At 53.0% G+C, this 25,159-nt stretch carries 22 protein-coding genes; 18 read left to right on the top strand and 4 right to left on the bottom strand.

The window, feature by feature from the left end:
- Window positions 1-434, bottom strand: a 434-nt coding sequence (locus VB016_01675) for a B12-binding domain-containing protein (protein ID MEA4977249.1), incomplete at its 3' end; no start/stop codon positions are given.
- Window positions 435-892: 458 nt separating this feature from the next.
- Here VB016_01675 and VB016_01670 point away from each other — a divergent pair.
- Both VB016_01670 and VB016_01665 read left to right on the top strand, forming a co-directional pair.
- On the top strand, window positions 893-2,698 hold the full coding sequence (locus VB016_01670; protein ID MEA4977248.1) for an ABC-F family ATP-binding cassette domain-containing protein: 1,806 nt from the start codon (window positions 893-895) through the stop codon (window positions 2,696-2,698).
- Between the two features lie 57 nt (window positions 2,699-2,755).
- On the top strand, window positions 2,756-4,474 hold the full coding sequence (locus tag VB016_01665; protein ID MEA4977247.1) for a cation:proton antiporter: 1,719 nt from the start codon (window positions 2,756-2,758) through the stop codon (window positions 4,472-4,474).
- Between the two features lie 77 nt (window positions 4,475-4,551).
- On the opposite strand, the gene nifV is transcribed toward VB016_01665, so the two are convergent.
- A complete protein-coding gene (gene nifV, locus VB016_01660) occupies window positions 4,552-5,733 on the bottom strand; it encodes a homocitrate synthase (protein ID MEA4977246.1) in 1,182 nt (393 codons plus the stop codon).
- A 122-nt stretch (window positions 5,734-5,855) separates the two neighbouring features.
- On the bottom strand, window positions 5,856-6,896 hold the full coding sequence (locus VB016_01655) for an mRNA surveillance protein pelota (protein ID MEA4977245.1): 1,041 nt from the start codon (window positions 6,894-6,896) through the stop codon (window positions 5,856-5,858).
- Window positions 6,897-7,035: 139 nt separating this feature from the next.
- Between VB016_01655 and carA the strand changes: the two genes are divergently transcribed.
- Window positions 7,036-8,121 (top strand): glutamine-hydrolyzing carbamoyl-phosphate synthase small subunit, encoded by a 1,086-nt coding sequence (gene carA, locus VB016_01650; GenBank protein ID MEA4977244.1) that lies wholly within the window; start codon window positions 7,036-7,038, stop codon window positions 8,119-8,121.
- Window positions 8,118-11,324, top strand: coding sequence for a carbamoyl-phosphate synthase large subunit (gene carB, locus VB016_01645; protein MEA4977243.1), 3,207 nt, complete (start codon window positions 8,118-8,120; stop codon window positions 11,322-11,324). Before carA ends, carB begins: the two co-directional genes overlap by 4 nt.
- On the opposite strand, the gene VB016_01640 is transcribed toward carB, so the two are convergent.
- On the bottom strand, window positions 11,325-13,325 hold the full coding sequence (locus VB016_01640; GenBank protein MEA4977242.1) for a hydantoinase/oxoprolinase family protein: 2,001 nt from the start codon (window positions 13,323-13,325) through the stop codon (window positions 11,325-11,327). It abuts the gene before it with no gap.
- A gap of 116 nt (window positions 13,326-13,441) precedes the next feature.
- Here VB016_01640 and VB016_01635 point away from each other — a divergent pair, with 116 nt between their 5' ends.
- From VB016_01635 to VB016_01570, 14 genes are all read left to right on the top strand, one after another.
- Window positions 13,442-13,717, top strand: a complete 276-nt coding sequence (locus tag VB016_01635; protein ID MEA4977241.1) for a chorismate mutase — start codon at window positions 13,442-13,444, stop codon at window positions 13,715-13,717.
- 55 nt (window positions 13,718-13,772) lie between these two features.
- Window positions 13,773-14,837 carry an aspartate-semialdehyde dehydrogenase gene (gene asd, locus VB016_01630; protein ID MEA4977240.1) on the top strand — a complete coding sequence of 355 codons (1,065 nt, stop codon included), beginning with the start codon at window positions 13,773-13,775 and terminating at the stop codon, window positions 14,835-14,837.
- A 33-nt stretch (window positions 14,838-14,870) separates the two neighbouring features.
- Window positions 14,871-15,734, top strand: a complete 864-nt coding sequence (gene hisG / locus VB016_01625; protein ID MEA4977239.1) for an ATP phosphoribosyltransferase — start codon at window positions 14,871-14,873, stop codon at window positions 15,732-15,734.
- The gene (gene hisC, locus VB016_01620; protein ID MEA4977238.1) at window positions 15,734-16,786 is read left to right on the top strand and encodes a histidinol-phosphate transaminase; all 1,053 of its coding nucleotides are present in this window, start codon (window positions 15,734-15,736) and stop codon (window positions 16,784-16,786) included. The genes hisG and hisC overlap by 1 nt, the downstream gene beginning before the upstream one ends.
- Window positions 16,777-17,379 (top strand): imidazole glycerol phosphate synthase subunit HisH, encoded by a 603-nt coding sequence (hisH, locus tag VB016_01615; GenBank protein MEA4977237.1) that lies wholly within the window; start codon window positions 16,777-16,779, stop codon window positions 17,377-17,379. The genes hisC and hisH overlap by 10 nt, the downstream gene beginning before the upstream one ends.
- Window positions 17,376-18,089 (top strand): HisA/HisF-related TIM barrel protein, encoded by a 714-nt coding sequence (locus VB016_01610; protein MEA4977236.1) that lies wholly within the window; start codon window positions 17,376-17,378, stop codon window positions 18,087-18,089. The genes hisH and VB016_01610 overlap by 4 nt, the downstream gene beginning before the upstream one ends.
- Before the next feature lie 51 nt (window positions 18,090-18,140).
- Complete coding sequence (locus tag VB016_01605; GenBank protein MEA4977235.1) at window positions 18,141-18,533, top strand: transcriptional regulator; 393 nt, start codon at window positions 18,141-18,143, stop codon at window positions 18,531-18,533.
- 45 nt (window positions 18,534-18,578) lie between these two features.
- Window positions 18,579-19,127 (top strand): imidazoleglycerol-phosphate dehydratase, encoded by a 549-nt coding sequence (locus VB016_01600; protein MEA4977234.1) that lies wholly within the window; start codon window positions 18,579-18,581, stop codon window positions 19,125-19,127.
- Window positions 19,127-19,879, top strand: coding sequence for an imidazole glycerol phosphate synthase subunit HisF (gene hisF, locus VB016_01595; protein MEA4977233.1), 753 nt, complete (start codon window positions 19,127-19,129; stop codon window positions 19,877-19,879). The genes VB016_01600 and hisF overlap by 1 nt, the downstream gene beginning before the upstream one ends.
- Entirely contained in the window at window positions 19,876-20,478 is a 603-nt protein-coding gene (gene hisIE, locus VB016_01590) for a bifunctional phosphoribosyl-AMP cyclohydrolase/phosphoribosyl-ATP diphosphatase HisIE (protein ID MEA4977232.1), read from the top strand. The genes hisF and hisIE overlap by 4 nt, the downstream gene beginning before the upstream one ends.
- A complete protein-coding gene (locus VB016_01585; protein ID MEA4977231.1) occupies window positions 20,475-21,122 on the top strand; it encodes a histidinol phosphate phosphatase domain-containing protein in 648 nt (215 codons plus the stop codon). The genes hisIE and VB016_01585 overlap by 4 nt, the downstream gene beginning before the upstream one ends.
- 64 nt (window positions 21,123-21,186) lie before the next feature.
- Window positions 21,187-21,984 carry an S-methyl-5'-thioadenosine phosphorylase gene (gene mtnP, locus VB016_01580; protein ID MEA4977230.1) on the top strand — a complete coding sequence of 266 codons (798 nt, stop codon included), beginning with the start codon at window positions 21,187-21,189 and terminating at the stop codon, window positions 21,982-21,984.
- Entirely contained in the window at window positions 21,981-24,164 is a 2,184-nt protein-coding gene (gene hypF / locus VB016_01575; GenBank protein ID MEA4977229.1) for a carbamoyltransferase HypF, read from the top strand. The genes mtnP and hypF overlap by 4 nt, the downstream gene beginning before the upstream one ends.
- Window positions 24,161-25,156 carry a phosphoglycerate mutase gene (locus VB016_01570; GenBank protein MEA4977228.1) on the top strand — a complete coding sequence of 332 codons (996 nt, stop codon included), beginning with the start codon at window positions 24,161-24,163 and terminating at the stop codon, window positions 25,154-25,156. The genes hypF and VB016_01570 overlap by 4 nt, the downstream gene beginning before the upstream one ends.
- The last annotated feature ends 3 nt before the right edge of the window (window positions 25,157-25,159 follow it).

The following is a 25,159-nucleotide window of genomic DNA, read 5'->3' as shown; positions in this document are numbered from 1 at the left end:
GTGCATCCGTTGTCCCTTACCTGGGCGACGAAATCCTTGGACGGGACGTCCCTGCCGAGGTCGACTACGTCGAAGCCTCCGCACTGGAGCATCGTCGAGCAGATCGATTTGCCTATGTCGTGCACGTCGCCTTCGACGGTCCCCATGCAGACCCTGGCGAGCTTGACCCCGATCTGGTCCTTGGGGAGGTCCCCCTCGAGGGACTTGACGGCGGAGGACATGCCGTTGGCCGCACTGAGGACGTGGGGGAGGAACAGTTTTCCTCTCTCGAACATCACTCCGACCTCGCTCATGCCGGCGCCCATGGCGTCGATGATGTCGGTCGCCTGCATTCCGGCGGCCTTGGCGTCCGCGGCCGCTTTCTGGATACCGGGGACCTTGTATGCGACCATCGCCGCTGCGATGGCTTTTCTCTCATTGGCAAAGTCGCTCAAAGCGATGCCTCCGATATAGTTTTGTTAGTCATTTACTTACCTCCTTTGCGGATAGACCGCATCGAGCTAGAGCTCAGAAGAACGATTAACTTTATAGTATTTTATCCTGTCGTCATACAAATAAAAACATTTAAATATACAAAATGTCACCAACTCATATTAACAATGTTTATTTTTTATTCTAATATATAAACATATTTGTTTCTTACTTACAAACCAGCGCCATCTGGCAAAACTAGTATTTAATATTTACTATTTTTGAAGTTGTAGGTCGGATGGATATAAGTTACATCCAACATATAAACGCCAGAGAGAATGCATTTGCCAATCCCTGTTCCTAAAAAATTGCCTGACGCATTGAATTACAGAATTATGGCCTCGATTACTGGCCCCGTATTTTAAGGATATTGCAGGATAAGGAATGACAAAACATATTAGTCGAACCGTCATGACGAAACATGCTCTTGAAAGCACAGTCTGTCACCAAATCCTTCGGCCCCATGAAAGTGCTGAAAGATGTAAGTCTTCAGATCAATGACGGCGACAGCATAGGGCTGATAGGGGTCAACGGTGCCGGAAAGACCACATTCCTCAGGATACTTCTGGGAGACATCAAACCCGATACCGGCGAGCTGACGAGGAACACCAGCAAGATCGGTTATCTCCCTCAATTCGCAGAATCTTCCTCCGATGTAACGGTGAGGGAGGTCCTGGGCAGGCCTTACGGGCATGTGGAACGAATCAGGGACAGGATGTCCAAGATCGAAGAGAAAATGGCGACAGGCGGAGATATAGACTGGAACGCGGCCGCCGAAGAATATTCCAAATTGGAATCAGACCTTAAAAGCTCCGCGGCCGATGATGAAAGGAAGATCGTCGCCGCTATCGAAAAGGTAGGACTTCCGGATGATGTGATGGACCGCACCATGGATGCCCTTTCGGGAGGTGAGAGGACCAAGGTTATGCTCACCCGCGTCCTTGTACAGGCCGAAGAATGCGACCTGCTCATATTGGACGAGCCGACTTCGCACCTGGACATAGGCACTGTGGAGTTCCTTGAGGATTTCCTTCTAAAATCAGGATGTGCGCTGGTAGTGATCAGCCATGACAGATACTTTTTAGACAAAATCGTTACCCGCGTATCCGAAATCTCGCACGGGAACTCGCGCGAATACAAAGGCAACTATTCCGATTTCGTTTTGAAGAAGACGATCGACCTCGACCGCATGGAAAAGGAGTACCGCAAATATTCCAGCCAGAAACGTACTCAGGAAGAGATAGCCGAGGAGATGCACAGGGACATGTGGTTTGCCGCAGTCCACAAGACACGCGAGAAGATAATCTCCAAGATGGAAGTGAAGGAAAAACCGGAAGAAGACCAGTCCATAACTGTAAGGATACAGACCGCTCAGAAATCGGGAAAGAATATGATCACCGCACGGAACCTGTCTGTAGATATGGGCGGCAGGACCATAATCAAAGATATCGAACTGGATATAATGAGGGGAGAAAGGATAGGCGTATTCGGTGCGAACGGCGAAGGGAAAAGCACACTGGTCAAAGCACTTATAGGTGAAATACCCAGCAAAGGAGATCTGTGGATAGCGCCCGGCGCCAAGATCGGATATTATTCCCAGAACCACGAGGGGCTGGACCTGCGTCTCACCGCAGAGGAACAGATATTGCAGGCGATCGGTACGGATAAGCGCGCGGAAGCGCGCGGGATGCTTGCGCGTCTTTTGCTCAAAGGTGAGGAAGTGGACCGCCCGATGTCGACTCTCTCCGGCGGACAGAGGGCCCGCGTTGCGCTGTCAATGCTTCTCCTGAAGGAAACAAATCTTCTGATACTGGACGAGCCTACGAATTATCTGGATATACCGTCCAGACACGCAGTGGAATCCGCCCTCAACGAATATGGCGGGACCCTTATTGCCGTAACCCACGACCGTTATTTCCTCGACTCCGTATGTACCAGCACCATAGAGGTCAAAGATGGGAAGATAAACAGGTCTGCCGGGACCTACTCGGAACGTAAAGGTGTCAAAAACATCCGCGAGATAGTCATGGATGCGGACGAATACAGGGTGTTGTCGCCCTTCAAGAACTGGACCATTGGGCGGAAATACACCAAGGGGGAGAGGGTCCTTATCGCTCCCGCCGAGCTTGAGAGCTTCCAATGGGCCATCGACCAGGAAAAAATCAAAAAAACCGGGGGGAGTCAGAGGAAAAAAATCATGGTCGGCAACGATGAAAATAAACAATGATGCATTTTGTTGGACACTTTTTTAAACCATACCAATATACTCGTGCAAGGTAAACGGATGGACGAAGTGGCATTTCTGACGATAATGGCGCTGATGCTGGTGCTCGCCAGTGTAGCGTCCATCCTCTTCAGCAAACTAAGGATGCCCGCCATTATCGGATATCTTGCTGCCGGTATAATCATCGCAAACTTCTGGGGGATTCCCGAGGGAGAGAGCGAAACCATCATCGAGTTGCTATCTAACATCGGCCTGGTTCTGTTGATGTTCGCCATAGGGATGGAACTCAACCTGAAGAAACTGAAGCAGAGCGGTGCTTTCACGATAATGGTCGCCGCCGTACAGCTTCCGCTTATGGTCCTGTGCGGATACATTGCCGGATTTATACTGGGCTGGAACATGGTCGAGTCCGTTTTCCTCGGTGCGGTCATATCCGGTTCATCGACGGCTGTCGTAACCGCTGTCCTGAGGGCCAACAAAAAGATTTCGAAAGATACCGCCGATACCGTCATCCTTGTGACCGTCATGGAGGATATCGGTCAGGTAATCATACTCACAATGGCATCTCCGCTCTTGGTCGGCCAATCTCCGACAGCATCCGGTATGTTGGGACTTGTTGCCGGAATAGTCATTTTCATGGTCGCGGCCATTGTACTGGGACTTCTTGTACTTCCGCGCTTTTTGAACTGGGTGAGCAAACGCTTCAGCCGCGAGATCATCCTGATCACCGCCCTCGGCCTGTGTTTCAGCCTGGCCCTTCTTTCGACATATGTGGGCCTATCCATGGCGATTGGCGCATTCATAATGGGGCTCATCGCATCTCAATGCAAGGACGCGCATATGATAGAGCGCGACATCGAACCCATGAAGAATACCTTCATGGCCATCTTCTTTATAGACGTAGGTCTGAAGATCCATCTGGCAGACGTCGGCTCCAGCATAATGCTTGCCATATTCATTTTCCTTGTTTTCGTCATATCTAAGACCGTAACGGTCGTATTTGCATACTTTATCGGGAATAAAGATTTCAAGACCTCGCTGGTGTCCGCTATGAGCCTGCTCGCTATGGGTGAATTCGCATTCATCATATCAAAAACGGCGCTGGATGCCGGCGCTGTGGATAACGGGTTCTATACTGCGGTTGTCCTTGCCGCGCTGATGTCTATGATATTAATGCCGCTTTTCGCGACTCACAGCACCAACGCATATGACATTTTGAAGAAAGTGGTTCCGAAGCCTGTCGTCGGCGGAATAGAGCGTATGGAAACGGCAAGGTCGGATTTCTACTCCAGGATCGTCTTCTCCACCAAGTCGGCCAAACGCGTCAGGAATAGATTTGTGGTCGTTTACGTCTGCGCACTGATAATTGCAGTGGTGGAAATATTATTCTTTGCCTACGGCTCCATCATCACAGAACTCCTGATGTCTCATCTGAACACCAGCCTCAGGATATCCAACATAATTGTACTGTCTCTCAACCTGGTGGCCCTTATTCCAGCCACTGGCGGCGTGGTGCTGAGCCTGAAGGTCATCGACAGGATGCTCATCGAAGGAGGCAAGCGCAAGCGCGGATATTATATAGAAGACGATTCCGACGCGCGTTCTGCTTACTCGCGCTTCATAGAGATCAGCAACATCCTGATGGTGATGGCAATAGCATTCGTCATCATGCTGATCGTGCCCAACCCGTTGCCGTTGCTGGACCACTTGGTCATAATGATCACCGGCCTTGTCATAATTTTGTTCGTGTACATTTACAAGTATGCGAGAAAATCATGAAGCGATATTGTCTGCATACCATATAGACACGCTAAAAAAATCATTAAAATGCCGGCCGGGCGGCCGGCAGTTAGGGTTTAAACTACAGAATCATCGAAGATATTCGATTTCTTAAGCATGTCTTCATACAACGAGAAAAGCTCATCGTCGGATATGCTGCGGTGCATCTGTACCGACGCGCGCCTTACGATATCCAAAAGGTCCGATGCCATATCCTTGTCGATGCTGACACCCATTTCTCCGAGGACAGTTATCAGGGTGTTCCTTCCGGAGTGCTTCCCTATTACCAGTTTCCTCTCCAGGCCCACCTCTTCCGGATTGTACGGCTCGTAGTTTATCGCATCCTTGATTATTCCGTCCGCATGGATGCCTGCCTCATGAGCAAAACAGTTGGACCCTAGGAACGGCTTCGAAACCTCTATCGAACGGCCCGCCGCCCTCGATACGAACAATGACAGGTCCCTAAGCTGCTTCGTGTCTATGCCTGAGTCTATACCGAACAGATGCTTCGATGCCATCACGACTTCTTCCAATGGAGAGTTGCCCGACCTTTCGCCTATCCCCATTACCGTCGTGCTAGCGAATCTCGCCCCGGCGTGGATGCCTGCGAGGCAGTTCGCTGTTGCCATACCGAAATCATCATGCATGTGCATTTCCACATCCATGCCCGTTTCCGATATTATCCTTTTAATGCGCTCGTATGTCGAGAAGGGTTGCTCCCTTCCGATGGTGTCGCAATATCTGAAACGATCTGCCCCTGCTTCCTTGGCGGTTTTTACGAACTCGACAAGAAAATCAATATCGGCGCGCGAAGAGTCCTCTCCGTTGCACGAGATATAGAATCCATGGCCCTTCGCGTATGAAACGGCCTCGTATATCTTCTCAAGGACCCATTGACGGCTCTTCTTGAGCTTGTGATCTATATGAATGTCGGAAGCCGACATGGAAATGGCCACCGAATCGACTCCGCAGTCGATGCTGGTGTTTATATCATTGATATCGGCCCTGTTCCATCCGAGTATGGATGCGTTCAGACCCATATGCGCAATGTGCTTGACCGCCATCTTTTCGTCGGTGCCCATGGTAGGGATGCCTGCCTCGATCTGCTGGACTCCGGCACGGTCTAGCATCTGGGCTATCTTGTATTTTTCTAAATTAGAGAAGACAATGCCCGCCGTCTGCTCTCCGTCTCTCAGCGTGGTGTCGCAGACATTGAGTCTGCCGCTCAGCGCCTGGATTATATCTTCTTTATTTCTCATCTGAATTCCTCAAATTCACGGCATGCCGCCTGTAAAACGAAACCGGTTTAACAGTCCAGTTATTCTATAATCTTTATTAATATTTTCTATTGCCGTACGACAAGATTATTCGTGCGCCCGCTTCAGGAGTTGTACCTCAGTATCGCCCCGATTCCACCGAGCGCCGAAAGCCTCCTTCCGGCATCGTGCTGTGACGATATCACGAGTATTTTGCCTCTCTGCGACTCGACGTCCCTGACCACCGAGTCGAGATCCTGCTCCCTTACTTTAGAGTCCAATACCAGCAGGGTTTCCACCGCTCCCGCCGATGCGGCGGCGGAGACCTCTGCGAGCCCGTATGTGACGGGGCCGTCCCTGGCTATCTCGGTCATAAGGCTTTCCACAGCCTCCATCTCCGCACCGACCGCCGAATCTCTGAGCACCTCTGCGCCCATGCCCGCCTTCATCAGTTCGTTGATGCCCGTCATTCCGCATTGACCCGTATGATACACGTAACTTCTGGAAAAGAGGTCTGGATCGGACCTTTTTCCTGTTTCAGCAAGGAGCTCCTTTTCGAATCCCGGGCCAAGAAGTACAACGGGCATGTCTTTTTCGGCACACGCCCTGATCTTGGATATTATCTCCTCGTGATAGCCGTCCGATCCCCTTTTCTTCTCGTCGTACTGCTTTCCGGAACGTCCGGACCTGATCGTCGCCATTTCCTTAAGGCCGTACTGCCTCAGAACTGCGACGGTCGCATCGTCCTGGTCCAGTGAAACAAATATTATCCTGGGCTTATTGGTATCTCTTACGGCACGTTCCAATCTTTCTAACTGGGTGGCGCGCCATTTCTGCTTCGAGATTATCAGACTGTCCCCCGGCTCCATCATGAGGGTATGATGCTGGCCTATGTCCTGGGGCCCCGACTCTATTGTGCCCAGCAGCTTCAGCCTTAGATCGTCCTCCGAAAATTCTATCTTCTCTATACGGACGCCAAGGGTCATGCGTTTCTTCTCGGTGCGCTCTGCGCGTATCTTGTCCGCGGCCTTCTCCTCCCTCCTGGTCGTCGAGGCTGTCACGGTGTCTCCCGCCTCCACCACGTTGTATAAATGCCAGAGGTCCTCGTCCGTCTCGGGCATGACCTTTATGCTGTTCGACTGTTGGTCGCGCCCGATTATCCGCATAATCGGCCTATCGCGTCCTCAGATAATCATCTTTCGTTTAATGGCGGGTCATATGTCTATTATCAGACAAGGTTGGTTCTGGTGTGTAGAGCAGAAATGGAAGCCATTATATATGGAACGGAAATGTGATTAATCTCCGATGGCACGCGGATATTTGGTCCTTGAGGACGGAACTGTTTATGAAGGCAGCCTTTTTGGATATCGCTCGCCGGCTGATGGCGAGGTCGTCTTCGGAACCGGGATGAGCGGATACCAGGAGAGTCTCACAGACCCCTCTTTCCGCGGACAGATACTTGTAATGACCTATCCTTTGGCCGGAGACTATGGAATAGTTGACGGATATTCACAATCGAAGCACGTGCACGTCAGGGGGCTCGTGGTCAGGGAGAACTGCACAGAACCGACAGACATGTACGGTGGCAGGACCCTCGATTCTTTTTTGAAAGAGAACAAGGTCCCGGGAATCTCGGGCATCGACACCCGCGACCTCGTCATAAGGCTCAGGGACGGCGGCTCCATGAGGGGAGCAATAACCGATATCGACGTGTCGCCCGAAGATACAGTGAAGAAATTGCAGAAAATGCCATTCCCCATGACAGGAAACCTGGTGGGCGAGGTCTCGTGCAAAGAGATCTCGGTTTCTAACACGGGAAAGGACCTCACCGTGGGAGTGATCGACTGCGGTACAAAATCCGCGATCATAGATGATCTTGCCTCCCGTTTCAACGTTGTTATATTCCCCTACGATACGCCTGCAGACGTGATCATCGAACACAGGCTCAACGGCATTATGATCACTAACGGTCCCGGAGACCCTTCCCATCGGAAAATACTCGACACCGTCGTCAGGACGGAAAAAGAACTTGCGTCCCGCCTGCCCATGTACGGCATATGCTTCGGAAGCCAGACGCTGGCGTTGGCCCTGGGCGCCGAGACCTATAAAATGAAGTTTGGCCACCGCGGCAACAATCAGCCTGTCAAGTTCGAAGACCGTGTTTACATCACGTCGCAGAACCACGGCTACGCAGTGGATTCAAATTCGCTGGACGGCACAGGCCTTATAGCGGACCAGATCAACGTTAACGACGGCACGGTGGAAGGCTGCAGGCACAGGGACCTGCCCATATTCTCAACACAGTACCACCCGGAGGCAAAACCCGGCCCTGCCGATACGCTTTTCCTGTTCGATAGGTTCGGCAAAGTAATGAAGGAGGGAAGACTTTGAAGAAGGATTTCAAGAAACTGATGGTCATCGGTTCCGGGCCCATCGTCATAGGTCAGGCGGCCGAGTTCGACTTTTCGGGCTCGCAGGCATGCCGCGCCCTCCGCGCAGAGGGATACAAGACCGTCCTGGTCAACTCCAACCCTGCGACCATCCAGACGGATGTCGACATGGCCGACAGCGTCTACATCGAGCCGCTGAACGCGGAGACCGTCGCCGCCATAATAGAAAAAGAAGGTGTGGACGGGGTCCTTTCGGGCATGGGGGGCCAGACTGCCCTGAATATATGCTCGGAACTTTACGATAACGGTTCTCTCGCCAGGCTGGGATGCGAACTTTTGGGAACACAGCCAGATGCCATCGCCATGTCTGAGGACAGGGAACTGTTCAAGGAGGCCATGGAGAGGATCGGCGAGCCGGTCCCTATCAGCCGCAGCGTCAACTCCGTGACGGATGCGGTAGAGGCCGCCAAGATGATCGGCCGCTATCCTGTACTTGTGCGCCCCGCATATACGCTGGGCGGCACCGGCGGAGGCGTGGCGTATGACGAGGACGAGCTCATGGACATCTGCGCCCGCGGACTTGCGTACTCGCGCATCCGCCAGGTGCTGATCGAAGAAAGCGTCCTGGGATGGAAAGAGCTCGAATACGAAGTTATGAGGGACTCCAAGGACAACTGCATAATTATATGCGAAATGGAAAACCTCGACGCTATGGGAATACACACGGGAGAAAGCATAGTCTGCGCGCCGCTGCTGACCATCTCCGACCACGATCATCAGCGCCTTAGAACGGCTGCTATAAAGGTCATCCGCACCCTGGGAATAGAGGGCGGTTGCAACGTCCAGTTCGCATTCAACCCCGCCAACAGCGAATACCGTCTGATCGAGGTGAATCCACGTGTCTCACGCTCTTCCGCACTGGCTTCAAAAGCGACCGGCTATCCTATCGCAAGGGTCGCCACCAAGATCGCACTGGGATACACGCTTGACGAAATCCCGAACGATATCACCGGAACAACGTACGCGGCATTCGAGCCTTCGATAGACTACGTGGTGGTCAAGATCCCGCGCTGGCCTTTCGACAAGTTCCGCACGGTGGACCGCCATCTCGGTACCCAGATGAAGAGCACCGGTGAAATAATGTCCATCGGGCGCACATTCGAAGAGGCCTTGCTCAAAGGCCTCAGGTCCCTGGAGATAGGCGTAAGGGGACTGGACCCGGTCGACCTTACCGACGAACAGATCGAAGAGGAACTGGAGAACGCAACCGACATCCGCATATTCGCAATCGGCGAGGCCCTCAGGAAGGGCTGGACGGTCGAAAGGATCGCCAAGCTGACCGATTGGGACCGCTATTTCATAATCAAGATCAGGAACATAATAAGGATGGAAGAACGCCTGAAAAAGAACCCCGCCGACCCTGACCTGATAAGGGAAGCAAAAGAAATGGGCTTCGCCGACCCGGTCATCGCCGAACTGATCAAGACCGATGAGATCAAATTCAGGAACGACCGCAAGGCCAACGGCATCAAGTCGGTCTACAAGATGGTGGACACCTGCGCCGCAGAGTTCGCCGCCATCACGCCTTATTTCTATTCTACGTACGGCAGGTCGTCCGAAACTTTCAGGGACGAAAACAAGAGGCGCGTCGTCGTCATAGGAGGAGGGCCCATCAGGATAGGACAGGGTATCGAGTTCGACTACTGTTGCGTGCATGGAGTGTTCGCATTGCAGGAAGAGGGCGTCGATGCCGTTATCATCAACAACAACCCAGAGACCGTTTCGACCGACTACGATGTATCGGACCGCCTTTACTTCGAACCTTTGACGCTCGAGGATGTACTGGATATCATAGAGGAAGAACAGGCCGACGGCGTGATAGTGCAATTCGGAGGACAGACCAGCGTCAACCTCGCCGTAGACCTGGAGAAGGCCTTGAAGGGTACAAAAACGAAAATTCTGGGCACGGTCCCCGATGATATGGACGTCGCCGAGGACAGAAGGAGGTTCTCCAAGCTGATGGACCAGCTCGGAATACTCCAGCCCAGGTCGGGCACTGGCTATTCTTTCGAAGAAGCAAGGATCATCGCCTCCGAGATCGGATACCCCGTACTGGTCAGGCCTTCATACGTCCTCGGAGGGAGGGCCATGGAGATTGTCTATTCCGAAGACGAGCTAAAGACATACGTCGAAACCGCTGTCAAGGTTTCCAGGCATCACCCCATACTCATAGACAAGTACCTCACAGAGGCCGTCGAGATCGATATCGATGTGCTCAGCGACGGCGAGGACGTCTACATCGGCGGCATAATGGAGCACGTGGAGTACGCCGGCTGCCACTCCGGCGACGCGACGATGGTCATGCCGCCTTTCACACTTAGCCAGAAGATAATAGATGGGATAGTGGAGATATCAGAAAGAGTGGCGCTGGCACTTCACATAAAGGGCCTTATGAATCTTCAGCTGGCCGTCAAAGACGATGAGATCTTCATGATCGAGGCCAATCCTCGCGCCTCCAGGACGATTCCGTTCATCTCAAAGGCCACGGGCGTACCTCTGGCCAAGATCGCCACGAAGGTTATGCTCGGCAAGAAGCTGAAGGATTTCGGACTCTCGGGGTATAGGTCGATCGACCACTACGCGGTAAAGGCTTCGGTGTTCCCGTTCCTGAAGCTTCCGGGCGTTGATTCCATTCTCACGCCCGAGATGAAAAGCACAGGAGAGGTGATGGGCATAGACGAGGACTTCTACATCGCCTGCTATAAAGCTTTGATAGCCGCAGGCAACAAGCTCCCGATGTCCGGAGGAGTGTACATTACCGTGAACGACCAGGACAAGCCCAGGGTGCTGGATGCGGCACGCGGGCTGAAGGAGATGGGATTCACAATATACGCCACCAAGGGAACCTCCACATACCTGAGGGAGAACGGTGTGGACACAACGACCGTCTTCAAACTGGACGAGAAGCTCAAGCCGAACGCGATAGGCCTCATGAGGGACGGAAAGATCAACCTGATCATCAACACCCCGGCCATGAAATCCGGTTCGAGGCGCGACGGATATACGATGCGCAGGCTGGCAGTGGAACTGGAGATCCCGTTCATGACCACCGTTCAGGGCGCAAATATAGCTGTAGGCGCGATAAGGGTCGGCCGCGGCGAGAAGCTCAAGGTCCGCAGTATGAAGGAGTTCCACGTACTCTGATCATACTTGGAACATCTTGGGCTTCCCTGCCGCCGTGACGGTCACCGTTACGTCGATCACGATGAACTCGCTGGGCATGTTCTTGGCACGTATCTTGCTGATCTTCACATCATCGGTGACGACGACGTCTTCGGCTCCATCCCTAAGTGCCAGTTCCCTTACGTATTCTGTGCCCCTGGTCTTGGCGAACTCTATCCCCTCGGATATGCTGTCCATTATGAAACGCCCGAACTTGGCGAAAACGGTGCACGGAATATCGCCCACCATGTTTTCCACGTTGGGCTTTATGAGTATCTCTTCGCGCTCGATTATGCCGCCTGTGACCGCTCCCACCGCATTACCCACATCTGAATATTTGGGCAGTATGAAGTCTGTGCCTAGGCGTTTTGACACCTCGGGCAGGTACGCACCGGCAGGTGCACCTATGCCGATGATCGGCTTGTTCAGTTTGATGCTGCAGCTGTAGTCCCTGCGCTGTTCGAGGGATACCGCTGTCTTGAGAAGGTGCTGTCCCGCGGCACCCATGTCCCGCGAGCCTATTTCGGAGTCCAAAACCTTTCCCATTATCTCGGTGGCCATCTTCTCTGTGAGCATTTTTTTTACAATGGAGATTATCTTCTCTTCGGATACGCCGTATACCATGCTGAAATGTTTTATGGCGAGCTTTGCCGGTTCCGGATCGAACTCGTTGTAATTTCCGTCGGCACACAATATATCGGTAGGGGTCAGCCCTATCCTCTGCACAAGGCCCATATTCTCAATTTCATTGACCTTGAACAGCAACGGATGAACCTTTAGAACTCTGGAGGCCTGACCGAGGGTACGCGGTCCGTTGTTGAGGAATTCGATCAGCATATTCTCTTCAGCGCTCAGCTTTATGTTGTTCTTGTTATTCTTGAGCCTGATGAAGAAATCTGTCTCCTGAAAATTCCTGGCATCATCATCGAACTCGCTGCGGAACATCGGACCTTTGGTCGATATTTTACGCAGAGCATCTGTGATATCCGGCCATTTCCGTGCCGCAAAGCATAGCGGGACGCAACGCACCGTCGATATTCTGATACCGGAATCTAAGACTACGATATGACTGTCCCCTCCCAGGCCGACGGTCGATATGTCTGCGGCCTTGACGTGGGTTCTCATGCCTCCAAGAATGGCTCCGTATTCCACTATATCCGGGCGACCTCCTCTGAGGATCCCTATGTCCGTAGTCGTTCCCCCTATGTCCACCACGATGGCATCATCGATCCCGGTCAGCTTCCTGGCGCCTATAAGGCTCGACGCGGGGCCAGAAAGTATCGTCTCTATAGGCCTTATGGACGCCTCCGCCTCTCCCATCATTGAACCGTCTCCTTTCACTACCATCAGGGGAGCGAGGATGTTTCTCTCAGCCATGACCTGTTTCATGGCCACGATGAGCTCGTCGATAACGGGTATTAGCCGAGCGTTCATGATACAAGTGGTGGTCCTGTCATCGAACCCCAAGGTCGACGAGAGCTCATGACCGCATACCGTACGGACGCCAAGTATCTCGTATGCCATCTTTCTGACTTTCAGCTCATGCGCGGGATTGCGAATGCCCAGATATCCCGATATGGCGATACCGTCGACCTTGCCCCTTATACTTCGGAGGAATTTATCGGCTGCGTATACGTCGAGAGGTTCGGTCTCTCTTCCCAAGAGGTCGTGCCTACCTTCGATGACCGTCTCTTCGTCGGCTTGGTACTTGCTGTTAAAATCGTGTCCGATGGCCACGAGTCCGACGCGGCAACCCTTTCCCTCGACCACCGAGTTGGTAGCCAAAGTCGAAGACAGAGATACCACGCCCACCTTGGCCAGAATCTCGTCGCTGAGCCCTTCTATGGACCCCCTTATCCCGATTGTGAGGTCCTCATGGGTAGTCGGTGATTTATGGGACGCCAAAACTTCCCCGGTCTCGATATTCATTACTGCCGCGTCGGTATAAGTTCCGCCGGTGTCGATTCCCAATCCGTATGCCATTCCGAGTACTCCTTTTCCGACCCGAATCTGATTGTCTTATTTTAATATTGGTACAGAATGAATGCGGGCGTCAGTTGTTTTATACAAATAACCGTATCTGGGGTTCGGTGGTTCAGATGCCTGATACCGAAGAGCTCAGGGAGCAGATAGCGGCCATTGATGCCGAGATAATCGACCTTATCGCCACGCGTATGGAAATCAGTGACGAACTGGCCAAGGCCAAGAAGAAATCCTCTCAGAGCTATTGGAACAACGAGAAAGAGCGCGAGGTCATACAGAGATATCACGAGCTCTGCGAAGAAGTGAGCCTTTCGGAGAGCGAGGCAAAACAGATAGCCGAGGTTATACTAAGTATCTCGAAGGATAGGCAGAAGCACCTTTTCGAGAAATAACGCGCGGTTTTATATACGTCATCGGAATCAGAATGAGCCAGGGAGAGCAATACATATGAACAAGACGCGCGTCGCGGTCCTCGGGGCAACGGGGATGATCGGACAGAGGTTCGTTCAGATGCTGGAAGACCACCCTTACTTCGAGATAGAGGGGCTGTATGCATCCGAAAGGTCCGGAGGAAAAAAGCTCAGAGACGTCCTAAAGGTAAGGGACTACAGCTTCAGAGACGAGACCCTCGACAGAGAGATCGAGGTCATGGACCTCGACAAGATCTCGGCCACGACCAGGGTGGCCTTCAGCGGAATACCCAGCGAGCTGGCGGGACACACCGAGTCTGCCCTCGCCGAAGCGGGTGTGGCCGTTTTCACCAACGCCGGAGCACACAGGATGGACCCCAACGTTCCTATACTGATACCTGAGGTCAACCCGGAGCACCTTCAGTCTGTGAAAGAGCAGAAGACATACTCGGAGAACGGCGGTTTCATAGTCACCAACGCAAACTGCTCGACCACTGGAATAGCCCTTCCTTTGAAGGCGATCTATGCCAAGTACGGGCTCGAAGAAGTTTTCGTTTCAACATATCAGGCGCTTTCCGGGGCAGGATATCCCGGAGTACCGTCGCTGGACGCGGTCGGCAATGTCGTTCCGTTCATCAAGGGCGAGGAAGAGAAGATGGAGACGGAGCTCTGCAAGATGCTCGGTGTCTTCGACGGCAACGTCTTCCGCTTCGCTGACATCAGGTTAATGGCGAACTGCGCCCGCGTGCCCGTGGTGGACGGACACACCGAGTCCTTGGTATTGGCACTAAGAGATGAACCGTCGCTGGCCGAGCTCGGCGAAGTGCTCTCCGCATTCCGCGGAGAACCTCAGATGCTGGGACTTCCATCGGCGCCGGACGTGCCGATAATAGTCAGGAGCGAAGAAAACCGCCCTCAGCCGGTATTCGATGTGTATGCTGGGACGCCGGATCGTGCAAAGGGCATGGCGGTGAGCGTCGGAAGGCTCAGGTCGAGCAACGGCTATTACAAGGCGTTCGTACTTTCACACAACACGATCAGGGGCGGTGCCGGAGGTTCCGTCCTCAATGCAGAGCTGGCCAAGGCAAAGGGTCTGCTTTAAAACGATTTCCGTCACTGATAAACGAGGCTGAAGATGACACTGAAATTAGCTATCCCGAATAAAGGAAGGCTCAGCGAGAGGTCTGTGGAGCTGCTCTCGAAAGCAGGCCTGGACATAGGAGAGGATTGGGGACGCAAACTTTACGTCAACGTGAAGGGACGCGACATAGAAGTCATGCTGGTCCGTGCCCAGGACATTCCCGAGTTCGTTTATTCTGGAGCGATAGACTTCGGCATCACCGGTCTGGACCAGGTCGAAGAGTCGGGATACGCCCTCGAGAACATGCTTAACCTGGAGTTCGGATACTGTCGCCTTTCGCTCGCCGTTCCGGACGGATCGCACATAAAATCGGGAAGGGACCTCAAGGACGGAAGTCGCATAGCCACTTCGTTCCCGAAAGTCACTAAGCGTTTCTTCGATTCTATTGATAAAAACGTGGATATCATCGTCATTTCCGGCGCTGCAGAGATCATGCCCTACCTGGGCGTAGCGGACTGCATAGTGGATCTGGTATCGACCGGCTCTACGCTCAAGATGAACCGCCTTAGAGAGACCGAAGTACTATTCCAGTCGCAGGCAGCGGTCGTCGCCAGCTCACAGGCGCTAAACGAGAAGAAAGAAGCCATGCTCGAGGTGACCGAGGCGATCCGCAGCGTCATTGCCGCAGAGAACCGCAAGTACCTCATGGCCAACGTACCTAGGTCTATGATCGCAGAGGTGGAGAAGTTCCTTCCCGGCATAGGCGGCCCCACCGTCCTTGAGATCGCGGGTAATAAGGATATGGTCGCGGTTCAGGCCGTTGTATCGTACTCGCAGCTTTACGATGCAATAAACAATCTAAGAAAAATCGGCGCCACAGGGATACTGACTCTCTCGATGGAGAGGCTGGTGGAGTGATGGTGTCAAAAGACATAATGAGAAGTTCTACCAGAGAATTCGAGAGATACTACAACCCGAAGATCGGGAATGAAATCAGATTGGACACCAATGTTAACGTTCTCGGTTCCAACCCTGCAGCCATGAATTTCCTTTCGGGCTGGAAGGGCGACATCAACGGATATCCGAACACGTATTCGGACGACCTCCGCGACGCTCTGTCGGACCTTTACGGTCTCGAAAGAGAAAACTTCGTAGCAGGCAACGGTTCCGATGAAGTGATCGATGTTGCATTCAAGACCTTCACCGAGTTTGGAGAAAAATGCGCTGTACCCGTCCCCTCATATGTCCTGTATGACTTTTTTGTCAAAATAAACGGAGGCAACACTGTGGAAATCGATCTTACGGACGATTTCCAGCTGGATGTTGACGCGTTTCTGAAGTCCGGAGCGAGGGTCGCCATAATGCCCTCTCCCAACAACCCTACCGGAAACTCGTTCCACGAGAAAGACCTGGAAGAGATACTTTCTGATTTTAAAGGCGTGGTCGTAGTGGACGAGGCATATGGAGAATACAGCGACCGCTCCATGATACGCAGGGTCAACGAGTTCGATAATCTGATCGTGGTCAGGACTTTCTCCAAAGCCTACGCCATGGCGGGCCTCAGAGTAGGGTATGCCGTATCTAACCTAAGCATCGCAGGCATGATGAACTGCGTAAAGATACCGTATTCCCTGAACATGCTCAGCGAGAAAGCGGCCATAGCCGCTGTGAAGGACCAGGATTTCATAAGACGCAGCCATGCCCTTGTCAGCGAGCAGCGCCCGAAATTGGACGCGGGACTGAGGGCACTCGGTTTTGAAACATATCCGTCAGATTCCAATTTCATACTGGCCAGGTCGCCGGTGGACCACGCAGAGTTGGTATCCCGCCTGAAAAAGAAAGGAGTGATGATACGGGACTTCGGCTCCAGGCGCAGGACCGAGAACTGCGTCCGTATCACCGTCGGCAGCGAAGAGCTCAACGCAATGCTCCTGGACAAGGCCGCCGAGGTGATCGAGGAATGCCGCTGATATACCTTACCGACTACGGGGTCGGAAACCTTCATTCGGTAAAGAACGCATTGGAAAACTGCGGTGCCAGCGTTGAAACTGTTACCGACATGTACAAACTGGCTGATGCCGACTGCATAGTTTTTCCCGGGGTGGGGGCCTTCGACAGCACGATAGAACGCATCGCCCCCTACAGAAAAGAAATATTGAAACATCTTGAGAGCGGGGTGCCGGCACTTGGGATATGCATAGGCGCACAAATTCTATTCGACTCCAGCGAAGAGGGAAAAAAAGAAGGACTGGGTCTTTTCAAGGGACCGGTAGTCGCACTAGAGGCCGAAAGACTGCCCCATATGGGCTGGAACACCGTTGAATCCGATGATCCGTTACTCGACGGAACACCGGACAGGGATTTTTATTTCGCTCACTCCTATCGTGGCCGCCCAGACGACCAAACAACAATAACCGGGACCACGGAATACGAGAGCTGGCACATTCCTGTGATATTCCGGAGGTTCAACACATACGGCGTGCAGTTCCACCCCGAAAAAAGCAGCATGTCCGGTATGAGGGTGCTAAAGAACTTCATTGAATTTGCAGAGGAATGCCAATGATAATAATTCCGGCCGTAGATATGCTCGACGGGCAAGTGGTCCAGCTTGTCGGAGGAGAACTGGGCAGCGAGCAGGTCAAGATACCCGATCCTTTCCAGACGGCGATGTCCTGGGTCTCCAAGGGGGCCGGATATTTGCACCTTGTAGATCTGGACGCGGCTTTCGGGAGGGGCGATAATTTGACGTCCATCGAAAAAATAGCCCGTATGTCGGGCGTTCCGGTGGAGGCCGGAGGCGGCATAAGGTCCGAAGGTACCGTAGATGCTCTCATCCGCGCAGGGGTCGACAGGGTCGTACTAGGCACCAAAGCTATAAAGGAAACCGAGTGGCTGGAACATATATCGTTAAAGTATCCCGGCCGCATCGCCCTTGCAATGGACACCCGCGGAAACAAGATAGTGGTGAAAGGATGGCAGGAATCCGTCTCGGTGACCGTAGCACAGATGTTCAAGATCATCGAGGGCCTTCCTCTAGCGGGAGTTCTCAACACCAATGTAGACGTTGAAGGTAAAAAGAAGGGCGTCGACGAGAGACAAGTGAGGGATTTCATTTCCGCTTGTCCACACAAAGTGATCGCATCTGGAGGTGTCACCGAACAGAGGGATGCCGAGATACTCAGGGATGCGGGCGCAGTTGCAGCCGTTGTAGGTCTGGCACTGTACACTTTCGAAATAAGGCCATGGGAATGGAAGACGCCGTGGAACGTATGATTCGATAAACACCAATTATAAATATACCAGGATTCAATGCAACTTTTTGTCATGTTCCTACCGTGCGAACTTATCGTTGCAGACATTCTACCCACTGCCAGAGGTGCAATAGCCAGGTGCCTCGTTGAAGAACACGGCTATACACAGGTCCGTGTCGCAGAAGCGTTCGGCGTTACCGGATCGGCGGTTTCGCAATACCTCAAGGGAACCAGAGGCGGTAGCGAACTTATCGAGAACAGCCCCAACTGCGAAGGATTCTACAAAATGATCGAAAAAGCGGCCGCTATGATAGCTGAGGGCTACAATGTGACCGAGGTCCTCTGTTCGATCTGCGGTTTTGTGAAGAAAAGCGGCATGATCCAAGAACTTTACAGCGCAAGAGGCTGCCACGGTTTGCCCGCTGCATGCTTAGAGTGTCCGCGCTTCAATATTAGCATTACCTGAGCGCGCCCGCAACAATTATTATAGGGCCAAGCCCTCTCAGAAACGATGACTGGAAGAAGGGCGAAAGTGGAGCGCGGTACAAGGGAAACCAAGGTCGTAGCGGAGCTGGACCTTGACGGTACCGGAGTGTTCCAAGTCGATTGTAGCATCCAATTTCTGAAACATATGGTCGAAACACTGGCCAGATATGCCTCGTTCGATCTCAAGCTTGTCGCAGAAGGAGATAACGATCATCACATCACAGAGGATGTCGCCATAACACTGGGGGACGCTTTCAAGAAGGCTCTGGGAAACGGACCGGTCGAGAGGGTCGCAACAGAATTCATACCTATGGACGACGCACTGGTTATGGTGTCCGTGGATATTGTGGACAGGCCTTTCGCCGATATAGACTGCCCCGATGACCTCTATGCACACTTCTTCAGGAGCTTCGCTATGTCGGCCGGGCTGACACTGCATATCGATGTATTTCGAGGATTCGACGAGCATCATATCGTCGAAGCTTCATTCAAATCCCTGGGTAAAGCCCTCCACAAGGCTACCGTCCCTCGTAAAACAGAGCTTAGCACCAAGGACAGAGCGGAGGTGAAATGATGCTGAAGAAGAGGATCATTCCATGCCTTGACATGAAGGACGGGAAGGTCGTGAAAGGCATACACTTCAAAGATCTGAGAGATGTAGGAAGTCCTCCCGAGATGGCCTCGGAATATGAAAAACAAGGGGCCGACGAAGTGGCTTTCCTGGACATATCGGCATCGCTCGAATCGAGGGCTACGATGCTGGACGTGGTTTCGAGAACCGCCAAGAACCTGTTCATACCGCTATGCGTGGGCGGAGGCATAAGGACCGCTGGAGATATGAGATCGGCTCTTAAAGCCGGAGCCGACAAGGTGTCGATGAACTCTGCCGCCATATCCGATCCCGATGTAATAACGGAATGTGCAAAAAAGTTCGGGAAGCAGTGCGTGGTCGTAGCAATAGACGCAAAACTGAACAATGGCACATGGGAAGTTTTCACCCATGGCGGAACACGGTCGACCGGACTTGATGCGGTCGAATGGTCTCAGAGGGCCGCAGACCTCGGAGCCGGGGAGATACTCCTCACATCCATGGACGCCGACGGCGCCAAGACCGGGTACGACGTTCCATTGACGGCCGCGGTGGCCGATGCCGTATCCGTCCCTGTAATCGCATCAGGCGGTTGCGGGTCGATGGAACACATCTATGAAGTTCTTACGCAGACCGGTGCGGCCGCCGCCCTGGCCGCTTCGGTGTTCCACTACAAGGAATTCACTGTCTCGGAGGTCAAAGAATACCTCAGGGACAGGGGGGTCGCAGTAAGATGACCGACCTGAAATACGACGCCAATGGACTGATACCCGTTGTGGTACAGGACCGAAGGACCAACGAGATACTGATGGTCGCATGGGCGAATGCAGAGGCGGTTGGACTCATGAAGAGTACGGGCTACACGCATTTCTGGTCGAGAAGCAGACAAAAGCTCTGGAAAAAGGGAGAGGAATCCGGTCACGTACAGAAGATAGTGTCGATACAGACGGACTGCGATGCAGATACGCTGCTGGTCAGGGTCGATCAGACCGGCGTCGCGTGCCACCTCGGCAAGCCTTCCTGCTTCGACGAGGTCCTCTACGGAACCACAGACGGCACCATGGCCGTCATTCCGGAGCTTGCCAGGGTTATAAAGGATAGAAAAGAGAACCCCTCTGACGAAAGCTACACCTGTAAACTCATGAACAATGAGACCCAGATGTGTAAAAAGGTCGTTGAGGAGGCGGCCGAGTTCGTACTCAGTGTTAAAGACGGGGACGTAGATTCAGCGTCAAAGGAGCTTGCGGACCTGATATACCACATAATGGTTTTGGCGGAGGCAAAAGAACTGCCGATCGAAAAGACGTACGAAGAACTTTCGGAGAGGAGACAATGAGAGTGGACCTTCACAGCCATACAGTTTTCAGCGACGGGGAACTGATTCCCGCAGAGCTTGTACGAAGGGCGATGTTCCTCGGACATGACGCCATTGCGATCACTGACCATGTAGACATGACAAATTTAGAATATGTCGTTACGAACCTTGTCAAGGCGATCGACCTCAGCGACGATTATATAAAAGTCATCCCGGGGGTCGAGATCACCCATGTGCCACCTTCGAAGATAGCCGAAATTGCAAGAAGAGCAAGGAAGCTGGGTGCACAGTGGATCGTTGTCCACGGCGAGACCGTCTCCGAACCAGTCGCCGAAGGTACCAACCTCGCCGCGGCAATGAATCCGGATATCGACATTCTTGCACACCCCGGACTCATCACCGAAAAAGAGGCACAGGCCGCCGCTGACAACGACGTCATACTGGAGATAACCGGTCGCATGTGGCACAATATCACCAACGGTCACGTCGCATGTATGGCGAGAAAGGTCGGGGCGATGATGGTCGTCGATTCGGACGCGCATTCGCCCGGAAATCTTATGACCGAGGAGATGGCGATGAAGGTCGCCCTCGGCGCAGGCCTGACGATGGAAGAGGCGAACAAGGCCATCCGCGTGACGCCTTATGATGTCATAAGGAACCTGTAACCATTTTGGACGACTGGCGTCGCCGATACTGCGTTGATTTATACTTTAATTATAATGCATAAGTATGCCTAAAATTGCAATCATCGGCGGCACGGGAATCTATAGCAAAGATACCTTCAAAGTCGACTCCGTAGAATATCCTGACACGCCCTACGGCAAGCCTGCAGACGGTGTCCGCATTGGAAAAATGAACGGCGTAGAGGTCGCATTCCTCTACCGTCACGGGGAAGACCATCGCTTCAACCCGACAGAGGTGCCATATAGGGCGAACATGTGGGCGCTGAAGAAGCTTGGCGTCGAGATGGTCATATCGGCATGCGCCGTAGGGTCCCTCCAGGAGGAATATGCTCCGGGAGACCTCGTGATAGTTGACGACTTCATAGATTTTACAAAGAAACGCGATCTGACCTTCATTGACGACGCTGCGGTCCACATCAGCCTGCCGGAGCCTTTCTGCCCACATATGTCCGAGGTTTTTGCAGACACCGCGAAGGATCTCGGGATAACATGCCACATGGGCGGAACTTACATATGCATCGAGGGTCCCAGGTTCTCTACCAAGGCAGAGAGCAACATGTTCAGAAACTATGCCGACATAATAGGAATGACCCTCGTGCCGGAGTGCCAGCTAGCCAAGGAGCTGGGCATGTGCTACTGCAGCCTCGCGACCGTCACCGATTATGACATGTGGAAGGACGAGCCGGTCGACATAAAGATGGTCTCGGAAACTATGGCAAAATGCCTGAACTACATCTCCAAGCTGCTTGAGACCGGGCTCCCCCAGATCATAGCGGGCAAGTGCGGATGCTCGGACGTTGCCGAGGCCGCAGGGTCCCTAAAGCATCTGAAACTACTGCCATGACGAAATCGAGCGGAGTACGCATACTGATCAGAGGAACCGTTCAAGGCGTCGGCTTCCGTCCCGCGGTATACCGTGCGGCGTCCAAACTGGGTATCCGGGGCAGGGTATGGAACAGCGGTTCCGATGTCATAATAGAAGCTGAACGCGGCAGCGACCTGCTAAAGGAACTGTATGATGATCTGCCTCCGCTTGCCGTGATAGAGGACATCTCTGTCACAGAGATAGAGATGCCCCATTTCGAGGGGTTTTCCATTGCCGGATCTTCGTCTGGCGGTGAGAGCGTGTCCATTCCTACGGATACAGCGATATGTGATGCATGCCTCCATGAGATCAGGTCCCCCGGACGGCGTTCAGGGTATGCTTTCACATCTTGCACCGACTGCGGAGCGCGCTTCACCCTGCTATCCGCTCTGCCTTACGACAGACAGAATACGTCGATATCGGAATTCCATGTCTGTCCGGAATGCGGGAAAGAGTTCGATGACCCTGAAGAGAGGCGGTTCCATCATCAGACGATATGCTGCCCTGCATGCGGCCCTTCCTACCGCCTTCTTGACCGTCACGGCGGCTCTGTCCGGGGCGATCCCATCCCGACTTTCGCGGGCATGCTCTCCGGCGGAAATATCGGTATCGCCAAGAGCTGGGGGGGAATGCACATATGCTGCACCCTGGACAACATAGACCGTCTCAGAGATTGGTACGACAGACCGCAGAAACCCTTTGCGATAATGGCCCGCGACATGGACGCCTTGAAAAAATACGGCAGACCGAACGATGACGAGATACGTGAGATCGTGTCCCCGCACCGCCCTATCGTCCTGGTGGACAAGAACAATGTGCCCGAGAATGTCGCCCCGGGACTGGACAACATCGGTATCTTCTTGCCTTACACCGGGATGCAGCATATGCTCTTCGACAATATGAAAGAAGATGCGCTGGTGATGACGTCTGCCAACCCTTCGGGCGAACCTATGATCACAGACGATTCCGAGATTTTAGAAATGGGCGCCGACATGTATCTTCTTCACAATCAGAAGATAATCAACCGCGCGGACGACAGCGTGTTGCGCATTTACAAGGGCCATTCCTACTTCATACGCAAATCGCGGGGGAATATCCCATCGTTCATAGAGACCAACCCGGAGCTTCGGGGCAACGTCATCGGCATAGGCGCGCAAGAGAATCTGACAGGCGCCGTCTCCAAAGGTTCAAGGATATATCAGACACAGTACATCGGCCACGGCGCCAGCATCGGCGTCCCCGAGTATCTTGAAAGTTCGGTCAGGAACCTCATAGACCTGACTGGTGCTACCCCTGAAATAGTGGCCGGCGACCTCCATCCGGGGTATTCGAACCGCAGGGTCAGCAGAAAACTCGTGGAAGAGTACGACATACCTTATGTGGACATCCAACACCACTGGGCCCATGCGGCATCCCTGCTCGCGGATAACAAAAAAATGGCAGGCACAGTATTGTCCCTGGACGGAACAGGCTACGGCAGCGACGGAAACGCGTGGGGCGGAGAGGTCATCTCCACGGACCTGACAAAATATGCCCGCGAAGCTCATCTGGAATACATACCGCTTCTCGGCTCGGAAAAGGCCCTTTACGACCTTAAGAGACTGAAGTTCGCGGTGGACGTCATGAACGGCAGAGATAACGAACTGTTTTCCGATCAAGAAGCTTCCGTTATGAGGAAACTAATGCGCACCAGCGTGAAGACCTCATCCATGGGCAGACTGCTGGATACCTTGGCATTCACACTGGGAGTCTGTTCGTTAAGAACGTACGACGGCGAGCCGGCAATGAAGTTGGAGCCTCTGCTAGCACGTGGAAAACTGATATCTGGATACGAGACGGACCTGATCAACGGAACCATAAGAACGGTACACCTGTTCGACAGAATGGGGCGCTCGGACAGGCCGGAGGACATCGCCTATTCGATCGTATATAATGTGATGGGTAAACTGATGGAAGCAGCCGCCGACGCCACGGACAGGAACGGTTACAAATACATCGGAATAACCGGAGGAGTCTCGTACAACTCGGTAATATCCAGAATCTTCGAGGAAATAGGCCAGAAGTCAGACCATGAATTAATATTCCACAACAGAGTACCAAATGGTGACGGCGGAATATCTACAGGCCAGGCCGCCATCGCACAGATGATGATAGGATGAATAACACTCTTTTCGTACTCCTTGACGGGGCCGAAGACGACCCTAATCCGCTCCTCGGTGGAAAAAAACCCATCGAAGTAGCAAAGATGCCGTTCCTCAGATCCAGGGCCACATGTCACCACAAGACCACTGGACGCGCGTACACCCATCTCTTCCTCAATGAATTTTTCACCGGTCATCCCCCGGAGAGCCCCAGGGCCGCCATCGAGGCGCTGGGACTCGGCCTTAACATGGGCAGCAACAGGACAGCATACAGGCTGAGCCCCGCCGAAATCAGGGAAAACATGATAATATGGTCCTATAACACGGACAATTTCCGCGATGCCCTCGAAAGGAACGTCATGGATAACTTAGGCATTCTGGAGCCTTACTCGCCGGATATCAATTTCTTCCTAAATGGGCGCGCCGTTCTGACGATGGAATGCGACGAGGTGCCGGACTTGCCCGGGCCTCCTGTAAATGCACCTTTCGTCGAAGTGCCGGGAGATCTTGGCAGACTGGTGATGCGTGTAGCGGACATTATGGATGGGATCACCGACTATCCATGGGGATGCGGACGTCTCGGACATATCTATCCGGGCTTCAGGTCCCTGAGGGGCATGACCGCGATATCCGATAGCCCGACGTCGCTGGGCGTCTGCGCGTCCCTCGGCCACAAGATCGAACTTATAAAAGACCTCGATGCCAGATTCCCTGTGGCGGCGGAGGCGTTGAAGCACGGGAATGTTTTCCTGCACATAGACGAGGTGGACGAATACAGCCATCAGAAGGACCCGTTCAAGAAGATCTGGGTGCTGGAGCATACAGATGACCTTATGAAGGAATACTTCTCGGATGCTGAACGGATAGTATACTTTGCGGACCACGGCACATCATGCGTGACAGGCGAACACATTATTACCAATGTGCCCGTCTGGACCACGTTCGAATCTGAATTCAGGGACGGGGAGCTTATACCCCTGAACAGAGTGATTCAAGGATTATTAGGTTAAGAG

This window comes from Methanomassiliicoccaceae archaeon (assembly GCA_034928305.1).
Taxonomy (GTDB): domain Archaea; phylum Thermoplasmatota; class Thermoplasmata; order Methanomassiliicoccales; family Methanomethylophilaceae; genus VadinCA11.
The sequence above is the reverse complement of the archived record's forward strand: the minus strand, read 5'-3'. Positions and strand labels throughout refer to the sequence as shown.

Bases quoted from the DNA above. Each gene is read 5' to 3' on its own strand.
- hisH (MEA4977237.1), top strand. From the start codon at position 16,777: ATGCCGCTGATATACCTTACCGACTACGGGGTCGGAAACCTTCATTCG.
- VB016_01655 (MEA4977245.1), bottom strand. From the start codon at position 6,896: ATGCGGATAATCGGGCGCGACCAACAGTCGAACAGCATAAAGGTCATG.
- VB016_01670 (MEA4977248.1), top strand. From the start codon at position 893: ATGCTCTTGAAAGCACAGTCTGTCACCAAATCCTTCGGCCCCATGAAA.
- VB016_01640 (MEA4977242.1), bottom strand. From the start codon at position 13,325: ATGGCATACGGATTGGGAATCGACACCGGCGGAACTTATACCGACGCG.
- hisG (MEA4977239.1), top strand. From the start codon at position 14,871: ATGACACTGAAATTAGCTATCCCGAATAAAGGAAGGCTCAGCGAGAGG.
- VB016_01585 (MEA4977231.1), top strand. From the start codon at position 20,475: ATGAGAGTGGACCTTCACAGCCATACAGTTTTCAGCGACGGGGAACTG.
- carA (MEA4977244.1), top strand. From the start codon at position 7,036: ATGGCACGCGGATATTTGGTCCTTGAGGACGGAACTGTTTATGAAGGC.
- nifV (MEA4977246.1), bottom strand. From the start codon at position 5,733: ATGAGAAATAAAGAAGATATAATCCAGGCGCTGAGCGGCAGACTCAAT.
- hypF (MEA4977229.1), top strand. From the start codon at position 21,981: ATGACGAAATCGAGCGGAGTACGCATACTGATCAGAGGAACCGTTCAA.
- VB016_01600 (MEA4977234.1), top strand. From the start codon at position 18,579: ATGACTGGAAGAAGGGCGAAAGTGGAGCGCGGTACAAGGGAAACCAAG.
- asd (MEA4977240.1), top strand. From the start codon at position 13,773: ATGAACAAGACGCGCGTCGCGGTCCTCGGGGCAACGGGGATGATCGGA.
- hisIE (MEA4977232.1), top strand. From the start codon at position 19,876: ATGACCGACCTGAAATACGACGCCAATGGACTGATACCCGTTGTGGTA.
- VB016_01570 (MEA4977228.1), top strand. From the start codon at position 24,161: ATGAATAACACTCTTTTCGTACTCCTTGACGGGGCCGAAGACGACCCT.
- hisC (MEA4977238.1), top strand. From the start codon at position 15,734: ATGGTGTCAAAAGACATAATGAGAAGTTCTACCAGAGAATTCGAGAGA.
- mtnP (MEA4977230.1), top strand. From the start codon at position 21,187: ATGCCTAAAATTGCAATCATCGGCGGCACGGGAATCTATAGCAAAGAT.
- hisF (MEA4977233.1), top strand. From the start codon at position 19,127: ATGCTGAAGAAGAGGATCATTCCATGCCTTGACATGAAGGACGGGAAG.
- VB016_01665 (MEA4977247.1), top strand. From the start codon at position 2,756: ATGGACGAAGTGGCATTTCTGACGATAATGGCGCTGATGCTGGTGCTC.
- VB016_01605 (MEA4977235.1), top strand. From the start codon at position 18,141: ATGTTCCTACCGTGCGAACTTATCGTTGCAGACATTCTACCCACTGCC.
- VB016_01610 (MEA4977236.1), top strand. From the start codon at position 17,376: ATGATAATAATTCCGGCCGTAGATATGCTCGACGGGCAAGTGGTCCAG.
- VB016_01635 (MEA4977241.1), top strand. From the start codon at position 13,442: ATGCCTGATACCGAAGAGCTCAGGGAGCAGATAGCGGCCATTGATGCC.